Source organism: Crossiella sp. NPDC003009 (genome assembly GCF_053591555.1).
The window spans coordinates 226,526-244,971 of sequence record NZ_JBSFUA010000005.1 but is presented as its reverse complement, the minus strand read 5'-3'; the positions used below and the strand labels follow the sequence as shown (position 1 = coordinate 244,971).

The 18,446-nt window shown below is 71.8% G+C and carries 20 protein-coding genes; 6 read left to right on the top strand and 14 right to left on the bottom strand.

Going from position 1 to position 18,446, the window contains the following annotated elements:
• Positions 1-46: 46 nt before the first annotated feature.
• The 3 genes from ACWDY5_RS08780 to ACWDY5_RS08770 all read right to left on the bottom strand — a co-directional run bounded on the left by ACWDY5_RS08780 (position 47) and on the right by ACWDY5_RS08770 (position 2,952).
• Positions 47-874: an aldo/keto reductase gene (locus tag ACWDY5_RS08780; RefSeq protein WP_449721663.1), complete on the bottom strand. Its 828-nt coding sequence runs from the start codon at positions 872-874 to the stop codon at positions 47-49.
• Between the two features lie 29 nt (positions 875-903).
• Entirely contained in the window at positions 904-1,689 is a 786-nt protein-coding gene (locus tag ACWDY5_RS08775; protein ID WP_449721662.1) for an SDR family NAD(P)-dependent oxidoreductase, read from the bottom strand.
• A gap of 66 nt (positions 1,690-1,755) precedes the next feature.
• Positions 1,756-2,952 (bottom strand): MFS transporter, encoded by a 1,197-nt coding sequence (locus ACWDY5_RS08770; RefSeq protein WP_449721661.1) that lies wholly within the window; start codon positions 2,950-2,952, stop codon positions 1,756-1,758.
• 149 nt (positions 2,953-3,101) lie between these two features.
• Here ACWDY5_RS08770 and ACWDY5_RS08765 point away from each other — a divergent pair, with 149 nt between their 5' ends.
• The 6 genes from ACWDY5_RS08765 (at position 3,102) to ACWDY5_RS08740 (ending at position 8,688) form a co-directional block, all read left to right on the top strand.
• On the top strand, positions 3,102-3,548 hold the full coding sequence (locus ACWDY5_RS08765; protein WP_449721717.1) for a MarR family winged helix-turn-helix transcriptional regulator: 447 nt from the start codon (positions 3,102-3,104) through the stop codon (positions 3,546-3,548).
• A 125-nt stretch (positions 3,549-3,673) separates the two neighbouring features.
• Positions 3,674-5,332, top strand: a complete 1,659-nt coding sequence (locus tag ACWDY5_RS08760; RefSeq protein ID WP_449721660.1) for an FAD-binding dehydrogenase — start codon at positions 3,674-3,676, stop codon at positions 5,330-5,332.
• A gap of 377 nt (positions 5,333-5,709) precedes the next feature.
• Positions 5,710-6,408, top strand: coding sequence for a DUF998 domain-containing protein (locus ACWDY5_RS08755; RefSeq protein WP_449721659.1), 699 nt, complete (start codon positions 5,710-5,712; stop codon positions 6,406-6,408).
• Between the two features lie 117 nt (positions 6,409-6,525).
• Positions 6,526-6,855: a hypothetical protein gene (locus ACWDY5_RS08750; protein ID WP_449721658.1), complete on the top strand. Its 330-nt coding sequence runs from the start codon at positions 6,526-6,528 to the stop codon at positions 6,853-6,855.
• Between the two features lie 23 nt (positions 6,856-6,878).
• Positions 6,879-7,436 carry a DUF3558 domain-containing protein gene (locus tag ACWDY5_RS08745; RefSeq protein ID WP_449721657.1) on the top strand — a complete coding sequence of 186 codons (558 nt, stop codon included), beginning with the start codon at positions 6,879-6,881 and terminating at the stop codon, positions 7,434-7,436.
• Positions 7,437-7,449: 13 nt separating this feature from the next.
• The gene (locus ACWDY5_RS08740; RefSeq protein WP_449721656.1) at positions 7,450-8,688 is read left to right on the top strand and encodes a hypothetical protein; all 1,239 of its coding nucleotides are present in this window, start codon (positions 7,450-7,452) and stop codon (positions 8,686-8,688) included.
• Here the strand turns inward: ACWDY5_RS08740 and ACWDY5_RS08735 are convergent.
• The 11 genes from ACWDY5_RS08735 to ACWDY5_RS08685 all read right to left on the bottom strand — a co-directional run bounded on the left by ACWDY5_RS08735 (position 8,628) and on the right by ACWDY5_RS08685 (position 18,427).
• A complete protein-coding gene (locus tag ACWDY5_RS08735) occupies positions 8,628-9,407 on the bottom strand; it encodes a hypothetical protein (RefSeq protein WP_449721655.1) in 780 nt (259 codons plus the stop codon). The genes ACWDY5_RS08740 and ACWDY5_RS08735 overlap by 61 nt on opposite strands.
• Positions 9,408-9,524: 117 nt before the next feature.
• Positions 9,525-10,358: a hypothetical protein gene (locus tag ACWDY5_RS08730; protein ID WP_449721654.1), complete on the bottom strand. Its 834-nt coding sequence runs from the start codon at positions 10,356-10,358 to the stop codon at positions 9,525-9,527.
• The gene (locus ACWDY5_RS08725; protein ID WP_449721653.1) at positions 10,351-12,396 is read right to left on the bottom strand and encodes a hypothetical protein; all 2,046 of its coding nucleotides are present in this window, start codon (positions 12,394-12,396) and stop codon (positions 10,351-10,353) included. Before ACWDY5_RS08725 ends, ACWDY5_RS08730 begins: the two co-directional genes overlap by 8 nt.
• Positions 12,393-13,205 (bottom strand): hypothetical protein, encoded by an 813-nt coding sequence (locus ACWDY5_RS08720; RefSeq protein WP_449721652.1) that lies wholly within the window; start codon positions 13,203-13,205, stop codon positions 12,393-12,395. The genes ACWDY5_RS08725 and ACWDY5_RS08720 overlap by 4 nt, the downstream gene beginning before the upstream one ends.
• 119 nt (positions 13,206-13,324) lie before the next feature.
• A complete protein-coding gene (locus ACWDY5_RS08715; protein ID WP_449721716.1) occupies positions 13,325-13,486 on the bottom strand; it encodes a hypothetical protein in 162 nt (53 codons plus the stop codon).
• Complete coding sequence (locus tag ACWDY5_RS08710) at positions 13,441-13,740, bottom strand: hypothetical protein (protein ID WP_449721719.1); 300 nt, start codon at positions 13,738-13,740, stop codon at positions 13,441-13,443. Before ACWDY5_RS08710 ends, ACWDY5_RS08715 begins: the two co-directional genes overlap by 46 nt.
• Entirely contained in the window at positions 13,737-14,324 is a 588-nt protein-coding gene (locus tag ACWDY5_RS08705) for a hypothetical protein (RefSeq protein ID WP_449721651.1), read from the bottom strand. The genes ACWDY5_RS08710 and ACWDY5_RS08705 overlap by 4 nt, the downstream gene beginning before the upstream one ends.
• A gap of 132 nt (positions 14,325-14,456) precedes the next feature.
• Positions 14,457-15,617, bottom strand: coding sequence for an MAB_1171c family putative transporter (locus ACWDY5_RS08700; protein ID WP_449721650.1), 1,161 nt, complete (start codon positions 15,615-15,617; stop codon positions 14,457-14,459).
• 43 nt (positions 15,618-15,660) lie between these two features.
• The gene (locus tag ACWDY5_RS08695; protein WP_449721649.1) at positions 15,661-16,230 is read right to left on the bottom strand and encodes an ImmA/IrrE family metallo-endopeptidase; all 570 of its coding nucleotides are present in this window, start codon (positions 16,228-16,230) and stop codon (positions 15,661-15,663) included.
• Positions 16,227-16,700 (bottom strand): helix-turn-helix domain-containing protein, encoded by a 474-nt coding sequence (locus ACWDY5_RS08690; RefSeq protein WP_252483866.1) that lies wholly within the window; start codon positions 16,698-16,700, stop codon positions 16,227-16,229. The genes ACWDY5_RS08695 and ACWDY5_RS08690 overlap by 4 nt, the downstream gene beginning before the upstream one ends.
• A gap of 692 nt (positions 16,701-17,392) precedes the next feature.
• Entirely contained in the window at positions 17,393-18,427 is a 1,035-nt protein-coding gene (locus tag ACWDY5_RS08685) for an LLM class F420-dependent oxidoreductase (protein WP_449721648.1), read from the bottom strand.
• Positions 18,428-18,446 lie beyond the last annotated feature (19 nt).

The window sequence follows — 18,446 nt, the reverse complement described above, 5'->3', positions numbered from 1 at the left end:
CTCGCCCCGCCCGGAGGACCCAGGCGGGGCAACAGGTCTGGCCGGATCAGCCGGTGAAGGTGTCCGGGTCGGGGCCGGTGCGGCGGTCGGCGTTGAGCGCGCTGACCGAGGCCAGGTCGTCCTCGGTGAGGTCGAAGCCGAAGACGTCCAGGTTCTGCTTGATCCGGGACGGCGTCACCGACTTCGGGATCACCACGTTGCCCAGCTGGAGGTGCCAGCGCAGCACGACCTGGGCCGGGGTGCGGTCGTACTTGCGGGCCAGCTCCACCAGCACCGCCTCGTCGAGCAGCTCACCCTGGGCCAGCGGGCTCCACGCCTCGGTGACGATGCCCAGCTCCCGGTGGACCTCGCGCAGCCCGGCCTGGACCAGCCGCGGGTGCAGCTCGACCTGGTTCACCGCGGGCACCACGCCGGTGGCGTCGATGACCTGCCGCAGGTGCTCCGGCTGGAAGTTGGACACGCCTGCCGCGCGCACCCGGCCGTCCTCCTGGAGCTTGGTCAGCGCTTTCCAGGAGTCCACGAACTTGCCCTTGGCCGGCACGGGCCAGTGGATCAGGTACAGGTCCAGGTAGTCCAGCTTCAGCTTGTCCAGGCTGGCGTCGAAGGCGCGCAGCGCGCTGTCGTAGCCCTGGTCGGCGTTCCACAGCTTGGTGGTGATGAACAGCTCCTCGCGGGGCAGGCCCGCGGCGGCCAGCGCCGCGCCGACGCCGCCCTCGTTGCCGTAGATGGCCGCGGTGTCGATGCTGCGGTACCCGGCCTCCAGCGCGTGGGTGACGGCGGCCTCGGTCTCGGCGTCCGGGATCTGGAACACCCCGAAGCCCAGCTGCGGCATGGCCACCCCGTTGTTGAGGGTGCGGGACGGAACCTTGCTCATCGATCTTCCTTTCGTGTGCTGCGAAGAACTCAGATGGTCGGGATGAGGCCGCCGTCGACCCGCAGCGCCGCGCCGGTGGTGGCCGAGGCGGCGTCGCTGGCGGTGTAGACGATCAGGTTGGCGATCTCCTCCGGCCGGATCAGCCGCTTGAGCAGCGAGGTCGGCCGGTCCTTGGCCATGAACTCGCGCTCGGCCTGCTCGAAGGGCAGCTCCGGGTACAGCTCGCCGATGAAGGTGCGCACGCCCTCGGTGAGGGTGGAGCCGGGCAGCACGCTGTTGATGGTGACCCCGCTGCCGGCGACCTCCTGGGCCATGCCGCGGGCGACCGAGAGCTGCGCGGTCTTGGTCATCCCGTAGTGCACCATCTCGCTGGGGATCATGGTCGAGGACTCGCTGCTGACGAAGACCACCCTGCCCCAGCCGCGCTCGGCCATCCGTGGGGCGTAGTGCCTGGTCAGCCGCACCCCGGAGAGCACGTTGACCTCGAAGAAGCGCAGCCACTCCGCGTCCGGGATCTCGAAGACCGGCTGCGGCCCGAAGATGCCGGTGTTGTTGATCAGGATGTCCACCTCGGGCAGCTCGGTGAACAGCGAGTCCGCACCCTCGGCGGTGGCGATGTCCGCGGCCACCCCGGTGACCTTGTTCCAACCGGTCTCCGACGTCAGCTTGTCCACCGCCGCCGCGACCCGGTCCGCGCTGCGGCCGTTGAGCACCACCTCGGCGCCCGCGTTCGCGAACCCGGCGGCCACGGCGTAGCCGATCCCGCTGGTCGAGCCGGTGACGAGGGCGGTGCGGCCGGTCAGGTCGATCTTCATCGCTACGAGCTGCCTTTCCCTGGCGAGAATATTCAGTGAGGCGATATATGCAGTCGGCGCGCGTACTCAGCGCGCGAGTGCGGCTTCCGGTGCGGTTCCCTCAATGCCGATCGTGGCCCGCCGCCGACGGTCCAGCCAGCCGGAGAACAGCGCTACCGCGAGCCCGGCCACGGTCAGCGTGCCGCCGATCCAGTTCGGCGCGGTGTAGCCCAGGCCGTGGTCGATGGCCAGCCCGCCCAGCCACGCGCCGCCCGCGTTGCCCAGGTTGAACGCGGCCACGTTGGCCGCCGAGGCCAGCGCGGGCGCTCCCGCCGCTTTGGTCAGTACCCGCATCTGCAGCGGCGCAACCGTGGCGAACCCGGCGATGCCGAACAGGGCGATGGTGAGCACCGAGCCGAGCTGGGAGTGCGCGGTGAAGGTGAAGGTGAACAGCACCGCGGCCAGCACGGCCAGGATCAGGTACAGGCTGGGCATCAGCGCGCGGTCCGCGGCCCGGCCGCCGAGCAGGTTGCCCGCGAACAGGCCGACCCCGAAGAGCACCAGCAGCCAGGTGACCGTGCCGGGGGCGAACCCGGCGACCTGGGTCATCATCGGCGCGATGTAGGTGAAGGAGGCGAACACCCCGCCGAAACCCAGCGCGGTCATCGCCAGCGCGAGCCACACCTGCGGGATCCGGAACACCGCCAGCTCCTGGCGCAGCCCGCCGCCCGGCGCGGCCTTGGTGCGCGGCACCAGCGCGATGACGCCGATCAGGCCGAGCACGCCCAGCGCGGTCACCGCCCAGAACGTCGAGCGCCAGCCCAGCTGCTGGCCCAGCGCGGTGCCCAGCGGCACGCCGAGCACGTTGGCCATGGTCAGACCGGTGAACATCATCGCGATCGCGCTGGCCCGGCGCTCGGGCGCGACCAGGTCCGCGGCCACCACCGAGCCGACGCCGAAGAACGCGCCGTGCGCGAGCGCGGCGACCACCCGGCCGGTCATCAGCAGGCCGTAGGTCTCGGCCAGCGCGGAGACCAGGTTCCCGGCGATGAACAGCACCATCAGGCTGACCAGGATCGTCTTGCGGGGCAGCCGCCCGCCCAGCGCGGTGAGCAGCGGCCCGCCGACCACCACGCCCAGCGCGTAGCCGGAGATCAGCAGGCCGGCGGCCGGGATGGACACCCCGAAGTCGGCGGCCACTTCGGGTAGCAGCCCCATGATCACGAACTCGGTGGTGCCGATGGCGAACGCGCTGATCGCCAGGGCGAGCAGGGCAATGGGCATGGCCAGCACTCCAGGTGGATAGCGTCAACAACTAGCGGCGTCCACAATAACCCGCGTCTGCGATAGTTGCACGCGCTGGTTATTGCACGAGCTGTATGATGCACCTGGACACCGGGCGGCGCAAGCCGAGCAGCTCAGGAGGGGCGCAGATGGGACTGGCCGACGACGCGGTCGAAGCGCGGGCCCAGGGATGGCGCACACTGGCCGCCCTGCACGGCCGGATCGAGGACAAGCTGGAGCGCGCGCTGCAGAAGGGACACGAGCTGTCCGTGCGCGAGTTCAGCGTGCTGTCCATCCTGTCCCGCCAGGACGGCTGGCACATGCGGATGAACCAGCTGGCCAACGCGGTGGTGCTCAGCCAGTCCGCGACCACCCGCCTGGTCACCCGCCTCGAGGAGCGCGGCCTGCTGGAGCGCTACCTGTGCCCGACCGACCGCCGCGGCATCTACACCGAGGTCACCCCCACCGGCCAGCAGCTGGTCGACCAGGCCCGCCCCACCCACGACCAGGCCCTGGCCGAAGCCCTCGCCGAGGCCCAGACCCTCCCCGAACTGGCCCCCCTGGTCGCCGTCCTGGAAAAGTCCTGGACCCCCTGAGGCGCGGGCCGGCCGTCCGGCGCGCTACTCGCGGGTAGAAATCCGCTTCCGGTGCTAGGCCGCGGGCTGGCGAGGCGGCATGATCGGCTGGTCCGCGTCATCCCGCTCCGGGAGAAGGGTCGTCAATGGCTGCCGATGCCGATGTCATCGTGGTGGGCGCTGGGCTCGCCGGTCTGGTCGCCACCGCCGAGCTGGCCGAGGCGGGCAGACGGGTGCTGCTGCTGGACCAGGAGCCCGAGGCGAGCATGGGCGGCCAGGCGTTCTGGTCCTTCGGCGGCCTGTTCCTGGTCGACTCGCCCGAGCAGCGCCGCCTGCGCATCCGCGACTCCTACGAGCTGGCCTGGCAGGACTGGCTGGGCACCGCGGGCTTCGACCGCGAGGAGGACTACTGGCCGCGCAGGTGGGCCGAGGCCTACGTGCAGTTCGCGGCGGGGGAGAAGCGGGCCTGGCTCAAGCAGCAGGGCATCCAGATCTTCCCGGTGGTCGGCTGGGCCGAGCGCGGCGGCTACGACGCCAACGGCCACGGCAACTCGGTGCCGCGCTTCCACATCACCTGGGGCACCGGCCCCGGCGTGATCGCCCCGTTCGTCAAGCGGGTTCGCGCCGCGGTCGAGCGCGGCCTGGTCACGCTGAAGTTCCGGCACCGGGTGGACGAGCTGAGCGTCACCGGCGGCGTGGTCGACGGCGTGCGCGGCCAGGTCCTGGAACCCAGCCCGGTGGCCCGCGGCGAGGGCAGCTCCCGGGTGCCGATCGGCGAGTTCGAACTGCACGCCCAGGCGGTGATCGTCACCTCCGGCGGCATCGGCGGCAACCACGACCTGGTGCGCCGCAACTGGCCCGCGCGGATGGGCACCCCGCCGGCCAAGATGCTCTCCGGCGTGCCCGCGCACGTGGACGGCCGGATGCTGGGCATCACCGAGGCCGCGGGCGCGCGGATCATCAACCCGGACCGCATGTGGCACTACACCGAGGGCATCCAGAACTGGAACCCGATCTGGGCCAGGCACGGCATCCGGATCCTGCCCGGCCCGTCCTCGCTGTGGCTGGACGCGCGCGGGCAGCGCCTGCCGGTGCCGCTGTTCCCCGGCTTCGACACCCTGGGCACCCTGGAGCACATCATGCGCTCCGGGCACGAGCACACCTGGTTCCTCCTCACCCAGAAGATCATCGAGAAGGAGTTCGCGCTCTCCGGCTCCGAGCAGAACCCCGACCTCACCGGCAAGAGCGTCAGACAGGTCATCGGCCGGGCCCGCGCGGGCGCGCCGGGACCGGTAGAAGCCTTCAAGCGCAACGGGGTCGACTTCATCGTGGAGTCCACCCTGCCCGCGCTGGTGCGCCGGATGAACGAGCTCACCGGCGGCGAACCGCTCATCGAACTGTCCGATGTGGAGCGTCAGGTGCTGGCGCGGGACCGGGAGATCGCCAACCCGTTCACCAAGGACCTCCAGGTGACCGCGCTGCGCGGCGCCCGGAACTACTTGGGGGACAAGCTGATCCGGGTGGCCAGCCCGCACCGGCTGCTGGACCCCAAGGCGGGCCCGCTGATCGCGGTGCGACTGTCCATCCTGACCCGCAAGACCTTGGGCGGCTTGGAGACCGACCTGGACGGCCGGGTGCTCCAGGCCGGTGGCGAACCGCTGCCCGGGGTGTACGCGGCCGGTGAAGTGGCGGGCTTCGGCGGCGGCGGCATGCACGGATACCGCTCGCTGGAGGGCACTTTCCTCGGCGGCTGCCTGTTCTCCGGCCGCACGGCGGGCCGGGCCGCGGCGGCCGCGGTCGGCTGAGTCAGCCACCCCTCGACCAGCCGGGAGACCTCGGAGTCGTTGCCGCGCAACGGCCACCAGGCCGGGCTTGACCCGGTCGACCCCGCGGCCGGCGGCGCCGTCGCGACTCCGGGGTGTCCTCGCGCACCGCCAGTCGCCGCCCGGCCGATACTCCGCTGCGGACATCACCGCTGGTAGCGGGCTCGGCCGGGTCACCAGCGCGCCCTCGGTCGCACGGGGGTCCACTGTCTTCAGGTTATCGACAGCCGCGACCGGGAACGATGTCCGGCCGCCGCCGCGTTCTTCAGGCAACCGAGCACAACAACCCGGCGCCGGCGGAGTGCAGACCCCGGCGCCCTGCCGCGGAGGTGCGCGTGCTGTCTCCCGAGGTTCCCCCAGTGCCGACGGAGCCCGAGCGCACCGCCGCCGCGGCGGCGCCCAGACCCCTCCCCGAACGGGTGCTGGGCGCCGCCGCGCCCCTGAGCGCCATCGGCACCGTGCTGGTGCTGGCCGGTATCGCGCTGGTCGGCCTGCTGGACCTGCTGCCTGCCTCCGCGCCGCTGTTCCGCACCATCAGCCACTACGCCCTGACCGACCAGCGCTGGGTCTTCGACTCCGCCCTGCTGATCCTCGCCGCGGGCTCCGCGGTCATCCTGATCGGCTTGGTGCGCAAGGGTTTGACCCGCGCCGCCTCGCCCGCCGCGGTGTTCCTGGCGATGTGGGTCATCGGCCTGGTGATGGTGGTGCTGTTCCCGAAGCACGACTGGTCGGTCGGCCCCAGCCTCAGCGGCGACATCCACCGCGTGGGCAGCGCGCTGGCGTTCCTCGGCCTGCCGATCGCGGCCATGCTGCTGGCGCGGCCGTGGCTGACGGAGGTCGCCTCGCGGAGCTTCGCCAGGACGGTGTGGTGGCTGGGACTGGTGTCGCTGTTGTGGTTCCCGCCGATCGTGGCGGTGATCGCCTATTACGGGCCGCTGGGCGCGCGCTGGTGGGAGTTCTTCCCGCTAGGGCTGTGGGAACGGGGACTGGCCCTGACCGAAGTGCTCGCGGTGGTGGCACTGGGTTGTTGGGCGCATTTTGCCAAACCAAACAAGTAATTGCGGGTAATGCGTCAATTCGGGTGAAGCCCCGGGTTCTGTGCAAATTGTCACGGTCCCCACCCTTTGCCCTCTTTACGGTTACTCATCGTAATCGGGGTAAATCGGGGGGTAGTCGTGGGGAGCGATGACCGGGTACAGGTGAGCCGGGAACAGGTGCTCGCGGCGTTCGCGGTGCTGCACCGCGAAGGGGAGTGGCTCCGGGACCGGCTGGAAGCATTGCGGGACAACCTTCGGCTGCGACCCTGCGGCGGCGACCCGGTCAGCAAGGACACCGCGCAGGTGTACAGCTGGAAACTGGTCCGCGCGCCCGACTCCATCCACTGCCAGTACCTGAAGTACAGCCAAACCCTGCTGGACGCGGCGGTGGAACTCAAGATCGCCGCCGAGGCCTATGGATTCACCGAGACGGAGATCGCCGAATCGCTGAGCCGGTACCGGCCATGATCGCCTTTCGCGCACTGGGAATGGTGGCACTGGTACTGCTCGCGGGATGTTCGGTGCCCGGTTCGCCGATGCCGATGGACGCGGCGGCGGCCAAGGCGGCGGTGTCCGCGCGGCCGAGCGAGATCCGGCTGGACGGGTTCATGGGCGACCAGGTCTGCGCGCTGCTCACCACGGCGCAGCGGAGGGACCTCGGCGTGGACTTCGTGATAGCGGCCGAGGCGGGCGACCGGTTCGACAACAAGGGCTGCCGGTTCTCCCGGTCGGGGGAAAAGCCGCGCTACGCCTACCGGGTCACGCCGGTGCCGCAGGAAGGCGCGGACGCCTGGCTGCGCCCCGGGGCGACCAACCTGGAGGTCCAGCTGGTCGAGGTGGCCGGGTTCCCCGCGGTGCAGAACCGGCTGGTCAGCGACGACCGCGGCTGTTTCGTCGACGTCAGCGTGGCCGACGGGCAGCGGCTGGGCATCCAGTACTCCTACGACACCGAACCGGTGCCGCTGACCACGGCGGAGCTGTGCCAGCGCGCGGTGGCCATGGCGGAGCTGGCCACCCGGAACCTGGTGGAGCTGCGCGGAAAACGATGACAAGGGGGCGGGGATGAGCGAGGAGCCGCGGATACGGCACAACCGGTTCGAGGGCTATCCGCTGGAGGAGAAGTACCGCTGGATGCAGGAGGGGGCGGGCAGCGGCGCGGTGCGCGAGCCCGCGGACGCGCTGCGGGCGATGCACGTGGCGGCCGAGGAGTGCCGGGAGCGGGTGGCGCGGGCGCTGACCGACCTGGGCCTGGACTGGCACGGCGCGGCGGCCACCGCGATGTTCGACGCGGCCCGGCCGTCCCTGCACTGGGCGATGACCGCGCTCAAGGCCGCCGAGACCAACCTGGCCGGCGTCTCCGCGCACGGCGTCGACTTCGCCGAGACCAAGCCGAAGATCGAGTCCGCCGAACAGGTGCGCCAGCCCGGCTTCGCCGACACGGTGTTCAACCCGGTGGCGCTCATCGAGATCCAGCAGGACATGCACGCCCAGCTGGCCGCCAACAAGGCCCGCGACGACGCCGCCAACCGCGCCCTGTACGCCTTCGAGGCCGCCGCGCGAGTCCAGGCGGAGTCGGTGCCCACCCTGCCCGACCCGCCCCGGATCGCGGTCGAGACCACCCCGCTCACCCCACCCCCGCCCGGCGACCGCGACCGCCGCGAACCCCCGCCCGTCGACCCACCCGCCCGCGACCCCGGCCGCACCCGCCCACCGGAAACACCACTGGACCAGCCGGCCAGCCCCGGCCGGCCACCAGGGCCCGCCACCACCGAACCCACCACCACCGAACCCGCCGCCCACCCCGATCCCGCCCACCCCGGTCCCGGCCACTCGACCGGTCCCGAGGACGGCACCCGGGCGCAGGCCGGCCCGACTGGCCTCCGCCCGGACCTGCCGATCCCCGGCAGCCCGGGAACCGGGTTCGGCGGCCTCGGCGGCGGGGGATCCGGCGGCGGGCTGGGCGGCCACGGTCCCGGCGGCGGCCCGGGATCCGGCGGACTCGCCGCCGGATCCGGTGGCACGGCAGGGTTTCTCGGCACGCTGGGCGGTGGTGGCGCATCCCCGCAGCCACCACCGCCCGCGTCCCGCAACCCCGCCTCGACCGGCCGGCGAACCACCCACCCCGCCTCCGGAAAACCAGGCGCCCCAGGCCCTTCGCTGCTCCCGCCGCCGCATCCCGGCCGCAGGCCCGAGGACGACGTCGAGCACACCAGCAAGGTGCGCAGGCTCAGCGACGAGATCTACGGACTGGACGACCTGCCCACCGTGCCGCCACCGGTGATCGGCGAGGAGCCCTCCTGAGCCCTCGGCCCCGGAAGCTGGTGGCGTGGCTCGAAGTCGCGGTACAGCGGGTGCACCTCGGTCTGGTGCACCGCGGAGACCAGCCGGGCCAGCGGACCGACGAGGCGGACGGCCTCCTCGATCTCCTCGGGATGCCGGGCCAGCCACCAGGCCACCGCCGAACCGGGATCACGCAGCACGCTCTCGGTCAGGTACTGCCGCTGGTCGCACTCCCATTCCCGCTCCGCCGCCCAGGCCAGCCGCTTGCGGCGTAATCGTTGCAGCTGGGTGACCAGACTCAGGTCCTCGGCGTCGGCGGACAGGCCGATGTCCTCGGCCCAGGACTGCACCCAGCCGCCAGGATCGGGCTTGGGCGTGCCGAGCTCGGCAGCCAGCTCCGCGTTGACCCGTTCGCCCTCGGTCAGCTCGGCCGCGCCGGAGATGGCCATCGCCCGGTGCAGCACCGCGTTCACCGCCACCCCGGCCGGATTGGGATGCCGGGGCCCGTCCGCGGCGCCCACCAGCCGCCACCGCACGGTGCAGGAGAAGGTGAACGCGAACTCCGCGGTCGCACTCGGCACCCGGCAGGCGGCCACCTCATACCGCGCCACCCTGGCCGGCGTGGCCACCGGCGGCGCCGCCGCCCCCACCTCTTCCTTGCGCAACTGGCGAGAACGCCACCAGGTGCCGACTCCGGCGAATGGCCCCACCGGCCGGCGTGCCTGTGTGGATCCGGTCATGAACGACCCTCCTCGGCAATGGACCCGCCGGAGCAGTCTCGCGTCAGGCACGCCTGGCGAGCGTGACATGTGTCACGCAACGGCCCGCCTAACCCGGATGCCAGCCCCGCGTCCGAGTCACCGTGGCGGAGCGTGGCTGCCGTTGGTCACCTGAGGTGACAACCGGCGCAGTTCGGCGCCTGCGCGCACCCGCCCGTACTGCTCGAGCACGCGGGCCAGGTGGTTGACGAAGAGCTGGCGGCTCGACTCGTCCATGTCCGCGGCCAGCTCGGTGACCGCGGCCGTCAGCGGCGTACCGGCAGGGGCGGGCTCCGGGTCGCCGGGGCCGTTGACCGCGCGCACCCAGTGGCCGAGGTGCTCGACCATGGCGGCGGCCTCGCCGGTGCGGTCCGGGTTGCGGGCCAGCCACCAGGCGGCGGCGGAACTGGTGTCGGGCAGCACCTCCTGCCGGAAGTACCGGGTGCGGTCGCGCTCCAGCTGTGACTCCAGGTCCCAGACCGCCTTGGCCAGCAACAGGTCCTGGTACCGCTGGATCCGTTCCAGCGCGCCGTCGGCCAGGGAGAGGGTCAGGCCTTCCGCGCGGGCCGCGATCCGCCCGGTCGGATCCACCATGGACTCGCCGAGCTCGGTGTTGAGCCGGATCCGCAGTGAGACGTGGTGGGCAGGGTGCCCGGCGGAGGTCACCGACGCCACCCGCTGGTGGATCGCGTGCCGCGCGAGGTTCTCCAGGTCCGGGTGGAAGCTCTTGCCCGCCAGCACCTGCCAGAAGATCTGTCCGGTCAGGTGGAAGTCGACGCCGGGCACCGAACTGGGCAGCTGCCAGTCCCGCACCTCGATGCCCCGCACCGGATGCGGCATGGGCGGCGGCGGTGGCTGACTCGCCCTGCGCAGCCACGAGGTGAACGGGCCCAGGCACCCCTGCGGCAGGTCGGACCGGACTGACTCAACCACCAAGACTCCCCTCGCCGAAGGTCCGCGTCCAGGCGTTGTCCTGCGCGTCCTCGATCTTCTCGTCCACCCAGGCCAGCACCCATTCCCGTTGGCCGGCCGGGACTTGCTCGGTCGCGTCGGCGACCCAGTCCGCGGTGATCCGCCGCAGCACGGCCAGCAGGCGGTAGTCACCGTCGCAGGCATCCACCAGCAACTGCACCAGGGACGGCATCCGATCACCGTCCACAATGGACCCGTCAACCAGGCGCAGCCAGGCCCGCACCGCCTCGACGGTCTCCGCCCGCGGTTCCTGCCCGAACACGGCTCGCCACCCGGTCAGCAGCAGCTCCCGCACCCCCGGCGTGGACCACAGCGGCACCGAGACGCCGTCCGCGGCGAACAGCTCCGGCGGCGCGGTCAGCACGCCGAACACCGAGGTGCCGGCCTCCAGCCCGTCGCCCCTGGCCATCGCCTCGGTCACCCGCCGCAGCACCGCGAACCGCGCGGAGGTCGTCACGGCCATGCCCAGCAGCAGCTCGCGCGCCTCGGCGACCACGGCCGAGTCCTGGTGCGCCAACAGGTTCTGCAGCATGGCCAAGGCGAGGGGGAGGTGCGACTCGTTCAGCACCTCGGCGCAGGCGGTGATGACCACTCTGGCCCGGTTGGGCGAACTGCTGGGCACCCGGGACCACTCGGCGAGCATCTGCCGGAAGTAGCCGCCCGCGGCGCGGTCGAACATGGAGAGCCGGAGCGTGCTCAGCGCCAGCGGCACCACCCTGGGGTTGTTGGAGTCGGCCCAGTGCCGGGTGAGCCAGCGCAGGTCGGTCCGTTCGCCGGAGTGCAGCGCCAGTTCGGTGAACCGGTCGGCCATCCGCCGCCGGTCCGCGGCCGACATCATGGTGCGCGGCGCCGTGGGCAGCCGTTCGACCCAGTGGGTGAGCACCTCGCGCAGCCCCGGCAGCTCCCGCCACACGTGGTGCAGCACCGCGTCCCCGTAGGCCAGCTTGCCGAACCACACCCGGTCTCCCCGCACCACCGCGCCGACCTGGGCCAGTCGCCGCGTCAGCGGCTCGGCGGCCAGCGGGTGCTGCTCGGGAACCGGGTCCCCGGTGCGGGCCAGCAGGATCGAGCAGGCCTGGTGCACCGCCTCGATCCGGGCGCCCTCCAGCAGCGCCGCGGTCACGATCAGCGCCCGCCAGCGCGGATCGGTGTGCTCCCGGAACCGCTCGCCCAGTTCCTCGGCCCAGTTCCGGTAGGCGGCCAGCGCGGTCTCGACGGTGCCGGCGAAGCTCTCGTGCCGGGGCCGCTCCGCGGCCAGCAGCTCGGCCAGCCGGGCCAGCTCCTCGGCGGGGTGCGCCTGGTGCACCGCGACCAGGCGGGGATCGTCGAGATCGGCCGCGCTCACCGCGACCCCGCCGGCGCGCAGGTGACTTTCCAGCAACCGCCTGCGCTGCCCCGGTTCGAGCAGGATCTCGGCGAGCTGGTCGCCGAAGAAGTCGCCTGTCCGCGGGCCTGCCCGCGCAGGCAGGACCACGACCAGCGCGCCGCCGGCCCGGCGGACCTGGCCGGTGAGCACGTCGAGCAGACCGCCGGCCTGAGCGAGCTCCGGTGGTTCCACAGTGGACAGATCGAGCAGCAGTCGTTCCGCGTCAACGACGTCCGGGTCGAACAGCTCGGCCTCGCCCGGCGCCACCGAGATCTCCCGGATGTCGCCGGTGACCGCGGCGCCCGCGAGCAGCATGATCGCCGCGCTCCGTCGCCCCGAGCCCGGGCTGCCGTGCACGAACACGATGCCCGCGCGTGCCAGCCGCGCGGCCGCCTCGGCGAAACCCCTCGGTTCGACGAAACGGCCGCGCAGCCAGCCGACCCGCTCCGGCGACACCCAGCGGTGCCGCTGCGGCCGGTCGTCCAGGCCTTCCCGCAGCTGGTTGTAGGTGACGTGCAGGGTGCCGCCACCGGTCAGCACCGGACCGTCGTTGCCGGTGATCAGCATCCCGCTGACGTCGTGCACATCACCCATGCCGCCCCGGCTGCGGTCCACAGTGGACTGTTCGGTCACCGTCGCCCGCCGGTGCGCACCGAGCCGTCGTTGCCGGCGATGATCGTCCCGCTCACGTTGCGCAGATCGCCCATCCCGCCCCGGCTCCGGTTCCCCTCGGTGGCGGCGGGTGCGGGAGCGACGATCTCCTCGGCCGAGGTTTCGTGCCGGGGCGCGGTGACCAGGCCGTTGGCCAGCACATCGCCGGAGTGGTGTGGCAGGTACAGGTAGGCGGTGCCCCGGTACTGCTTGATCCGCACCTCGGCCGGGGTGAACTCGCTGGGGTCCAGACCGGTGTAGCCGGTGGCCACGGCGTCCTGGAAGACCCGCTCGGACAGGATCGCCGCGACGAAGGTGCGCATCGGGTTGGTCCGCTCCAGCAGCTCCTTCAACGCGGGCGCGTCGACCAGGCGGTGCGCCTCCACCCGGTGCTCGCCCTTGCCGTCGCCCACCACGTTGCGGCCGCTGTCGGTGAGCGGGCCGACGCTGAGGCTGACCCGCATCCGCACCGGCGAGCGGGCCGCCGCGCCGGTGGCCAGCTCGTGCCGGGCGGAGAGCTCCCGTTGCAGGCCGCCCAGGAACGGGTCGATCAGCAGTGGCAGGTGCCGGGGGTCCAGGCCGACGGCGTACCCGTCGCCGGTGCTGTCGTGGAAGCTCTTCTCCGCCCAGACCTCCGGGCGGCCGACCCGGGTGAAGGCGGCGGCCAGGATCTCCGGCACCTGCTCGCTCAGCGACTGGTGCTCGGCCCCTTGGTAACCGCTGTAGTCCTTGATGTCGACCACGAGCACCGCGCGGTACGGCGGCAGGTCACGGGGCGGGGATGCGGACATGCTGATGACTCCAGAGTGTGCTCGCCGATTGGGGGGTGACCGAGACCGGTGCAGGCCCAGCGTCGCCGGGCCCGCCGTCGGAGTTTGTCCACCGCTGGACACAATGGGCGTGACTGGCGTCACAGATCGCGATGATCGGGTCCGGACCGGTCCGCGCACGCGCGCAGCCGGACCGGATCGCTGACCCGCAGCCGAGGGCCCGCGCCGAGCACGCCGCCGGCCCGCAGTCCGGCGATCACCGCGGCGACCTTGCTGCGGGAGAGGCCGAGCTCGGTGGCCAGCTCCTGCTGGGTGAAGGGCAGCCGCGACCGCTCGGGCAGCCGGGACCGCGGATGGCCATCAGCAGCTGCTCGCCGTCCTCGTTGCGGTGCAGCACCTTGATCCGGCCCTCGGCCACCGCGAACAGGAACTCCCCGAAGCCGCCCTGGCGCACCAGTTCCGCGCGCGGCCGGAACCGGTGCGGCGTGCCCAGCGCGAGCAGCTCCGCCCACACGGCCTCGGTGACCATCGCGCGGAAGCCGCGGCGCGGGCTCATTCCCCTTCCCTCGGCAGGTGCAGGTAGCCGGTGCCGTGGTACTGCTTCACCCGCACCTCGGTCCTGGTGAACTCCGCCGGTGAGAGCCGGGTGTAGCCCGCCCGCACCACGTCGTTGAACACCCGCTCGGACAGGATCGCGGCCACGAAGGCCGGTGTGGGGTCGGCGCGGCGGGCCAGGTTGCGCACCGACTGGGCGTTGATCAGGTTGTGCGCCTCCACCCTGGCCGGGGCGCCGGCCGTCGGCAGCGGGCAGACGCCGAGGCTGACCCGCAGGCGGAGCGGATAGCTGCGGGTGTGGCGGCTCCGCGCGGCCAGTTCGCGGCGCAGGGCCTGGAGGTAGGGCTCGACCAGCAGGGGCAGGTAGCGGGTGTCCAGGCCAAGGGTGTGGCCGTGCGCCGAGCTGTCCTGGAAGGCTAACTCCCGCCACAGGCCGGGCTGGCCGATGCGGTCGAAGGTCGCGCGCAGCACCTCGGGCACCGACTCGTCCAGCCGCTGCCCGGTCGGTCCGTCACCGTCGTAGTCCCGGTTGTCCGCGACCAGCACGGCCCGGTAGGGCGGGAGGAACGGCGGCGGCTCGCTCATGCGGAACTCCGGAACAACGGCGTGGTGGTCGGGGCACAGCCTGCTCCTGATGATCACGACATTGTGTCCGGAACCGCACATACGGACCGTGACCGTCCTCACATCACGGAGTGATCGTGGCTGGACCGCCGCTCAGGCGTGTTCCCTGCTGGACCCGGCGAGCACCGCGGCCACCACCGGCGAGCCGCTGAACGCCCTGGACACCTGGCGCAGCCAGGAAAGCTCCTCGGCGAGGTCGCCCCCGCTGTCCCCGGTCAGCGGCGCGGACTGTTCGGGCCGGTGCCCCTCGGCTTGGTCCCGCAGCGCCACCCGCAGCCGCGCCGCCTCCACCGCGACGTCCAGCTCCCGCCCGCTCAGCCCGGCCTCCGCGCCGATCCGCCGCGCGGTCTCCGCGACCTCCGGATCCAGGTACGGCCGCAGCGCGAGCTGCCCGTCCCTGATCTCGATCACCTTGCGGTACAACCGGAACTCCAGGCTCTGCCGCATGCCCGCGCCGAGCGGGTCCACCAGCGCGATGTCCGGGGCGGAGCGGTAGAGGGCCTGCCACAGCGGGGTCAGCTCGCGCAGCGCCCGCCGCCGGTCCCGCGCGCCCAGCGCCACCGACAGCCGGGGCCCCCAGCCGGGAATGGTCCAGCCCACCACCTTCAGCAGCGCGGCCAGCCCGACGCTGACCCGCACCACCGGCTCCCACCACAGGCCGCTGTAGTTCAGCAGTCCGCCCACCACGTCGGCGGCCCGCCCGGCCGAGTACACCAGCCCCAGCGCGGAGGAGGCCGCCGCGATCCGCAGCCCCCGGCGCAGCCACGGCCGCCCGGCGACCTTGGCGTAGCGCCAGCACAGCCGCATCACGTCGACCTGGCCCAGGGTGTACGCGCTCAGGTAGAGGCCCATGTAGACCTGGTAGTACGGCGAGCGGACCAGGGAGAGGGCGAAGTAGTCGTCCTGCACGCTGGTGGTGGCCGCCAGCGTGTACAGCGCCGCCATCGCGGCCAGCACCAGGCCGTAGAGCCACAGCCGGAACCGGATCCGCGGCCAGGCCACCCCTGGCGGGTCGGACCAGCGCAGCACCACGCTCAGCTGCGCCATGGTCAGCAGGATCACCATGCCCTGGTTGATGATCCCGCCGATGTTGGGCACGCCGAGCAGCCGGTCCACCCAGGCCCACACGGCCGGGATGAACAGGGTGTAGGTGACGGTCAGGATGGCGAAGGTGGCGCACAGCGCGAGCAGCCCGGGTTCCCGCCGGTCGCGGCGCAGGTCGCGCAGCTTGTACAGCAGCGCGATCAGGGACACCAGCGCGCACAGTGGCGGCAGGACCAGGCTGACGGCGTCCAGTTCAGTTCACCGATCGCTCTAGGGCGCGCTCGATCCGGCGCACCAGCTCCGCGGCCTCCGGTGGCACCGGCCGCACCGGCTCCGCGGTCCACGCGCTGGTCCGCTGGATGATCATCGAGGCGATGATCTCGGCCTGCTGTTCCTCCACCGCCGAGTAGCAGCCCCGGCCAAGGACCCTGCGCACCATGGCCGGGTCCAGTGAGGGCATCAGCAGCCGGGAGGCGTCCGGGGTCAGCACCGGCGCGGCGTGGTGGTCGCAGAGCAGGTGGCCCAGCTCGTGCAGCACGATGTGCCGCTGGTGCAGCGGCGAGGTGTCGGCCTCGAAGAAGATGTAGTCGGCCGGATCGGTGTTGATCCACAACCCGCACGGCCCACCGGTGGGCAGGCTGATCGGCGCGAGGAAGATCGGCCTGCCGCGTTCGTCGCCCACCCGGTCGCAGAGCACCTGGACATCGAAGGGCTGCGGCAGAGCCAGCCCGTTGACGATGTCCGCGCATTCCCGGTATGTGCGCCGCAACCCCGAGTCGCCTTCCTGCCCGGCGTCCCCGCGACGCCACCTGGCGACCTTCATTCTGTCGGGGACTCATCCGGCCGTCGAGGGCCGTCCGTCTCCTTCAGCCGGCGGGCCTGCTCGACCGCGGCGCCGATCAGGTCCAGCAGCTCGGGCAGCGAGGCCGACTCCATGGTGCCCGGCGAGGTCGAGCGCAACGCCACCTTCTGCGCCCCGGCGTCCTTCAACCGGCTGAGCAGCCCCAGCTCGGCCCTGGTCCGCTCGGCGATCTGCTCGTCCACGAAGTACCCGAGCGGAACCCCGAAGAACGAGGCCAGCGTCGCCATGGTCTCCACGGTGGGATTGGCCTTGGGCGAGAGCAGCGCGTAGATCCCGGACTGCGACAACCCGGTCCCCGCGGCCACCTCGGCCGGCGTGTGCGGCCCGGCGGGATGGTGCTCCAGGAGATAGCGCAGCCGTTCCACGAAGGCGGACCGAGCAGCCGTGACGCCGTCGGACGCCCGCTGTCCTGGCACTTCCCGTTCTGGCACGACCCACCTCCCTTGAGAACACTGAAGTGGAAACTAGCACCATCTTGTTCCACTGTGTTGCAAAAGCGCTCGATTTGACCCTAAGCTGCAACCCGTGAGCCCCGCAGCACCGGGACCCACACCGGACGGGGCGACTCGCCGGCACCAAGCGACTGGGGGTCGCTTGCGTGCCCCGAGCCGCCCCGCCCCCTTTTCGAACAGAAGCTCCAAAACAGTTGCGACACAAGAAGAAGAGAAGAACGAAAGAGCAAAAGAGCTGGGCAGGAAGACAGGCAGCGAGAGGCGCGCGCCCACTGGCGAAACCCCACTCTCAGCGACTCCCAGCCAACGAGCGGGGGTCCGGGGGCAGCGCCCCCGGGTGGGGCCTGGGGGCTTCGCCCCCAGAAAACCCCCTGCCGAGACCCGGCGAAGCGCAAAGCGCGAGCAGGGTCCGGGAGAGCGGCAGGTCGCCGGCCGGGACCTAGGGGGGAGGAAGTCGCGGCCGGCGACCTGGGCGCAGGAAGACGGATAGAACGCCTTCCCCGCATCGACTTGACGCATCCGTCCGCCCGGGGGGATGGAACGGACGATCGCGCAGTCAGGGGCAGGATGGCAAAACTCGGGCCGAAGCACAACTGAGGGCACCCATCAGAGCTAGTCGAGTCGTCGTCTGGTGGCCGCCCGACTGGCTTACAGCGTTGGAAAAACTCCGATCAGCCCAGCACGAACTCGGCCAGCTGCGGCAGGTACTGGGTCTGCAGCGTGTTGATCGAGAACGTAGTGATCACCGTCTCTTTCCAGCGCTGGATCTCCTCCCGCACCTTCGACAGCGGCCCGATGATCGCGAAGTCCTCGACCATGGCGGTGGGCACCGCGGCGATGGCGGCCTGCTTGTCCCCGGCCAGATAGAGGTCTTGGATGCGCTCGCACTCCGCGTGCCACCCGGCCTTGGCGATCACGTTGTGGTGGAAGTTGAGCCCCTTGGCCCCCATCCCCCCGGCGTAGAGCGCGATGACCGGCCGCAACCAGTCCGCCGCCGCCTCCACATCGTCGTTCACGATGATCGAGTAAGGCCCGCCGACCACCTCAAAACTGTCCTTGGTGTGCCGCGCCCCCGGCCGCGCGAACCCCTCCTCCAGCGACACCCGGAACTCGTCACTGGTCTTGGGGGACAAGAACAACGGCAGCCAGCCATCCGCGATCTCCGCCGCCAGCGCGACGTTCTTCGGCCCCTCCGCGGCCAGGAAGATCGGGATGTCCTTGCGGAAGGGGTGCAGCGTCGACTTCAGCGCCTTGCCCATCCCGCTGCCACCGTCCAGGGGCAGCTGGAAGTGCCTGCCCTCATACGTCACCGGCCCCTCCCTGGCGATGACCTTGCGCATGATCTCGATGTACTCCCTGGTCCGCTCCAGCGGCCGCGGGTACGGCACCCCGTACCAGCCCTCGACCACCTGCGGGTTGCTCGCGCCGATGCCGATCACGGCCCGTCCGTTGGACAGGTGGTCCAGGGTCATCGCGGCCATGGCCAGGGTGGTCGGCGGCCGCGCGGACATCTGCGCGATCCCGGTGCCCAGCTTGACCCGGCTGGTCCGCGAGCCCCACCAGGCCAGCGGCGTGAGCACGTCGCTGCCGTAGGCCTCGGCGGTCCACACCGACTCGAAGCCCAGCTCATCGGCGATCCGCACGATCTCCCCGGCGTCGGCGGGCGGACCGGCGCTCCAGTACCCCAATGTCGTGGCAACCTTCATGCGCCCACGTTAGGCGGTT

Bases quoted from the DNA above. Each gene is read 5' to 3' on its own strand.
- ACWDY5_RS08780 (WP_449721663.1), bottom strand. From the start codon at position 874: ATGAGCAAGGTTCCGTCCCGCACCCTCAACAACGGGGTGGCCATGCCG.
- ACWDY5_RS08775 (WP_449721662.1), bottom strand. From the start codon at position 1,689: ATGAAGATCGACCTGACCGGCCGCACCGCCCTCGTCACCGGCTCGACC.
- ACWDY5_RS08770 (WP_449721661.1), bottom strand. From the start codon at position 2,952: ATGCCCATTGCCCTGCTCGCCCTGGCGATCAGCGCGTTCGCCATCGGC.
- ACWDY5_RS08765 (WP_449721717.1), top strand. From the start codon at position 3,102: ATGGGACTGGCCGACGACGCGGTCGAAGCGCGGGCCCAGGGATGGCGC.
- ACWDY5_RS08760 (WP_449721660.1), top strand. From the start codon at position 3,674: ATGGCTGCCGATGCCGATGTCATCGTGGTGGGCGCTGGGCTCGCCGGT.
- ACWDY5_RS08740 (WP_449721656.1), top strand. From the start codon at position 7,450: ATGAGCGAGGAGCCGCGGATACGGCACAACCGGTTCGAGGGCTATCCG.
- ACWDY5_RS08735 (WP_449721655.1), bottom strand. From the start codon at position 9,407: ATGACCGGATCCACACAGGCACGCCGGCCGGTGGGGCCATTCGCCGGA.
- ACWDY5_RS08720 (WP_449721652.1), bottom strand. From the start codon at position 13,205: ATGTCCGCATCCCCGCCCCGTGACCTGCCGCCGTACCGCGCGGTGCTC.
- ACWDY5_RS08710 (WP_449721719.1), bottom strand. From the start codon at position 13,740: ATGAGCCCGCGCCGCGGCTTCCGCGCGATGGTCACCGAGGCCGTGTGG.
- ACWDY5_RS08705 (WP_449721651.1), bottom strand. From the start codon at position 14,324: ATGAGCGAGCCGCCGCCGTTCCTCCCGCCCTACCGGGCCGTGCTGGTC.
- ACWDY5_RS08695 (WP_449721649.1), bottom strand. From the start codon at position 16,230: ATGAAGGTCGCCAGGTGGCGTCGCGGGGACGCCGGGCAGGAAGGCGAC.
- ACWDY5_RS08685 (WP_449721648.1), bottom strand. From the start codon at position 18,427: ATGAAGGTTGCCACGACATTGGGGTACTGGAGCGCCGGTCCGCCCGCC.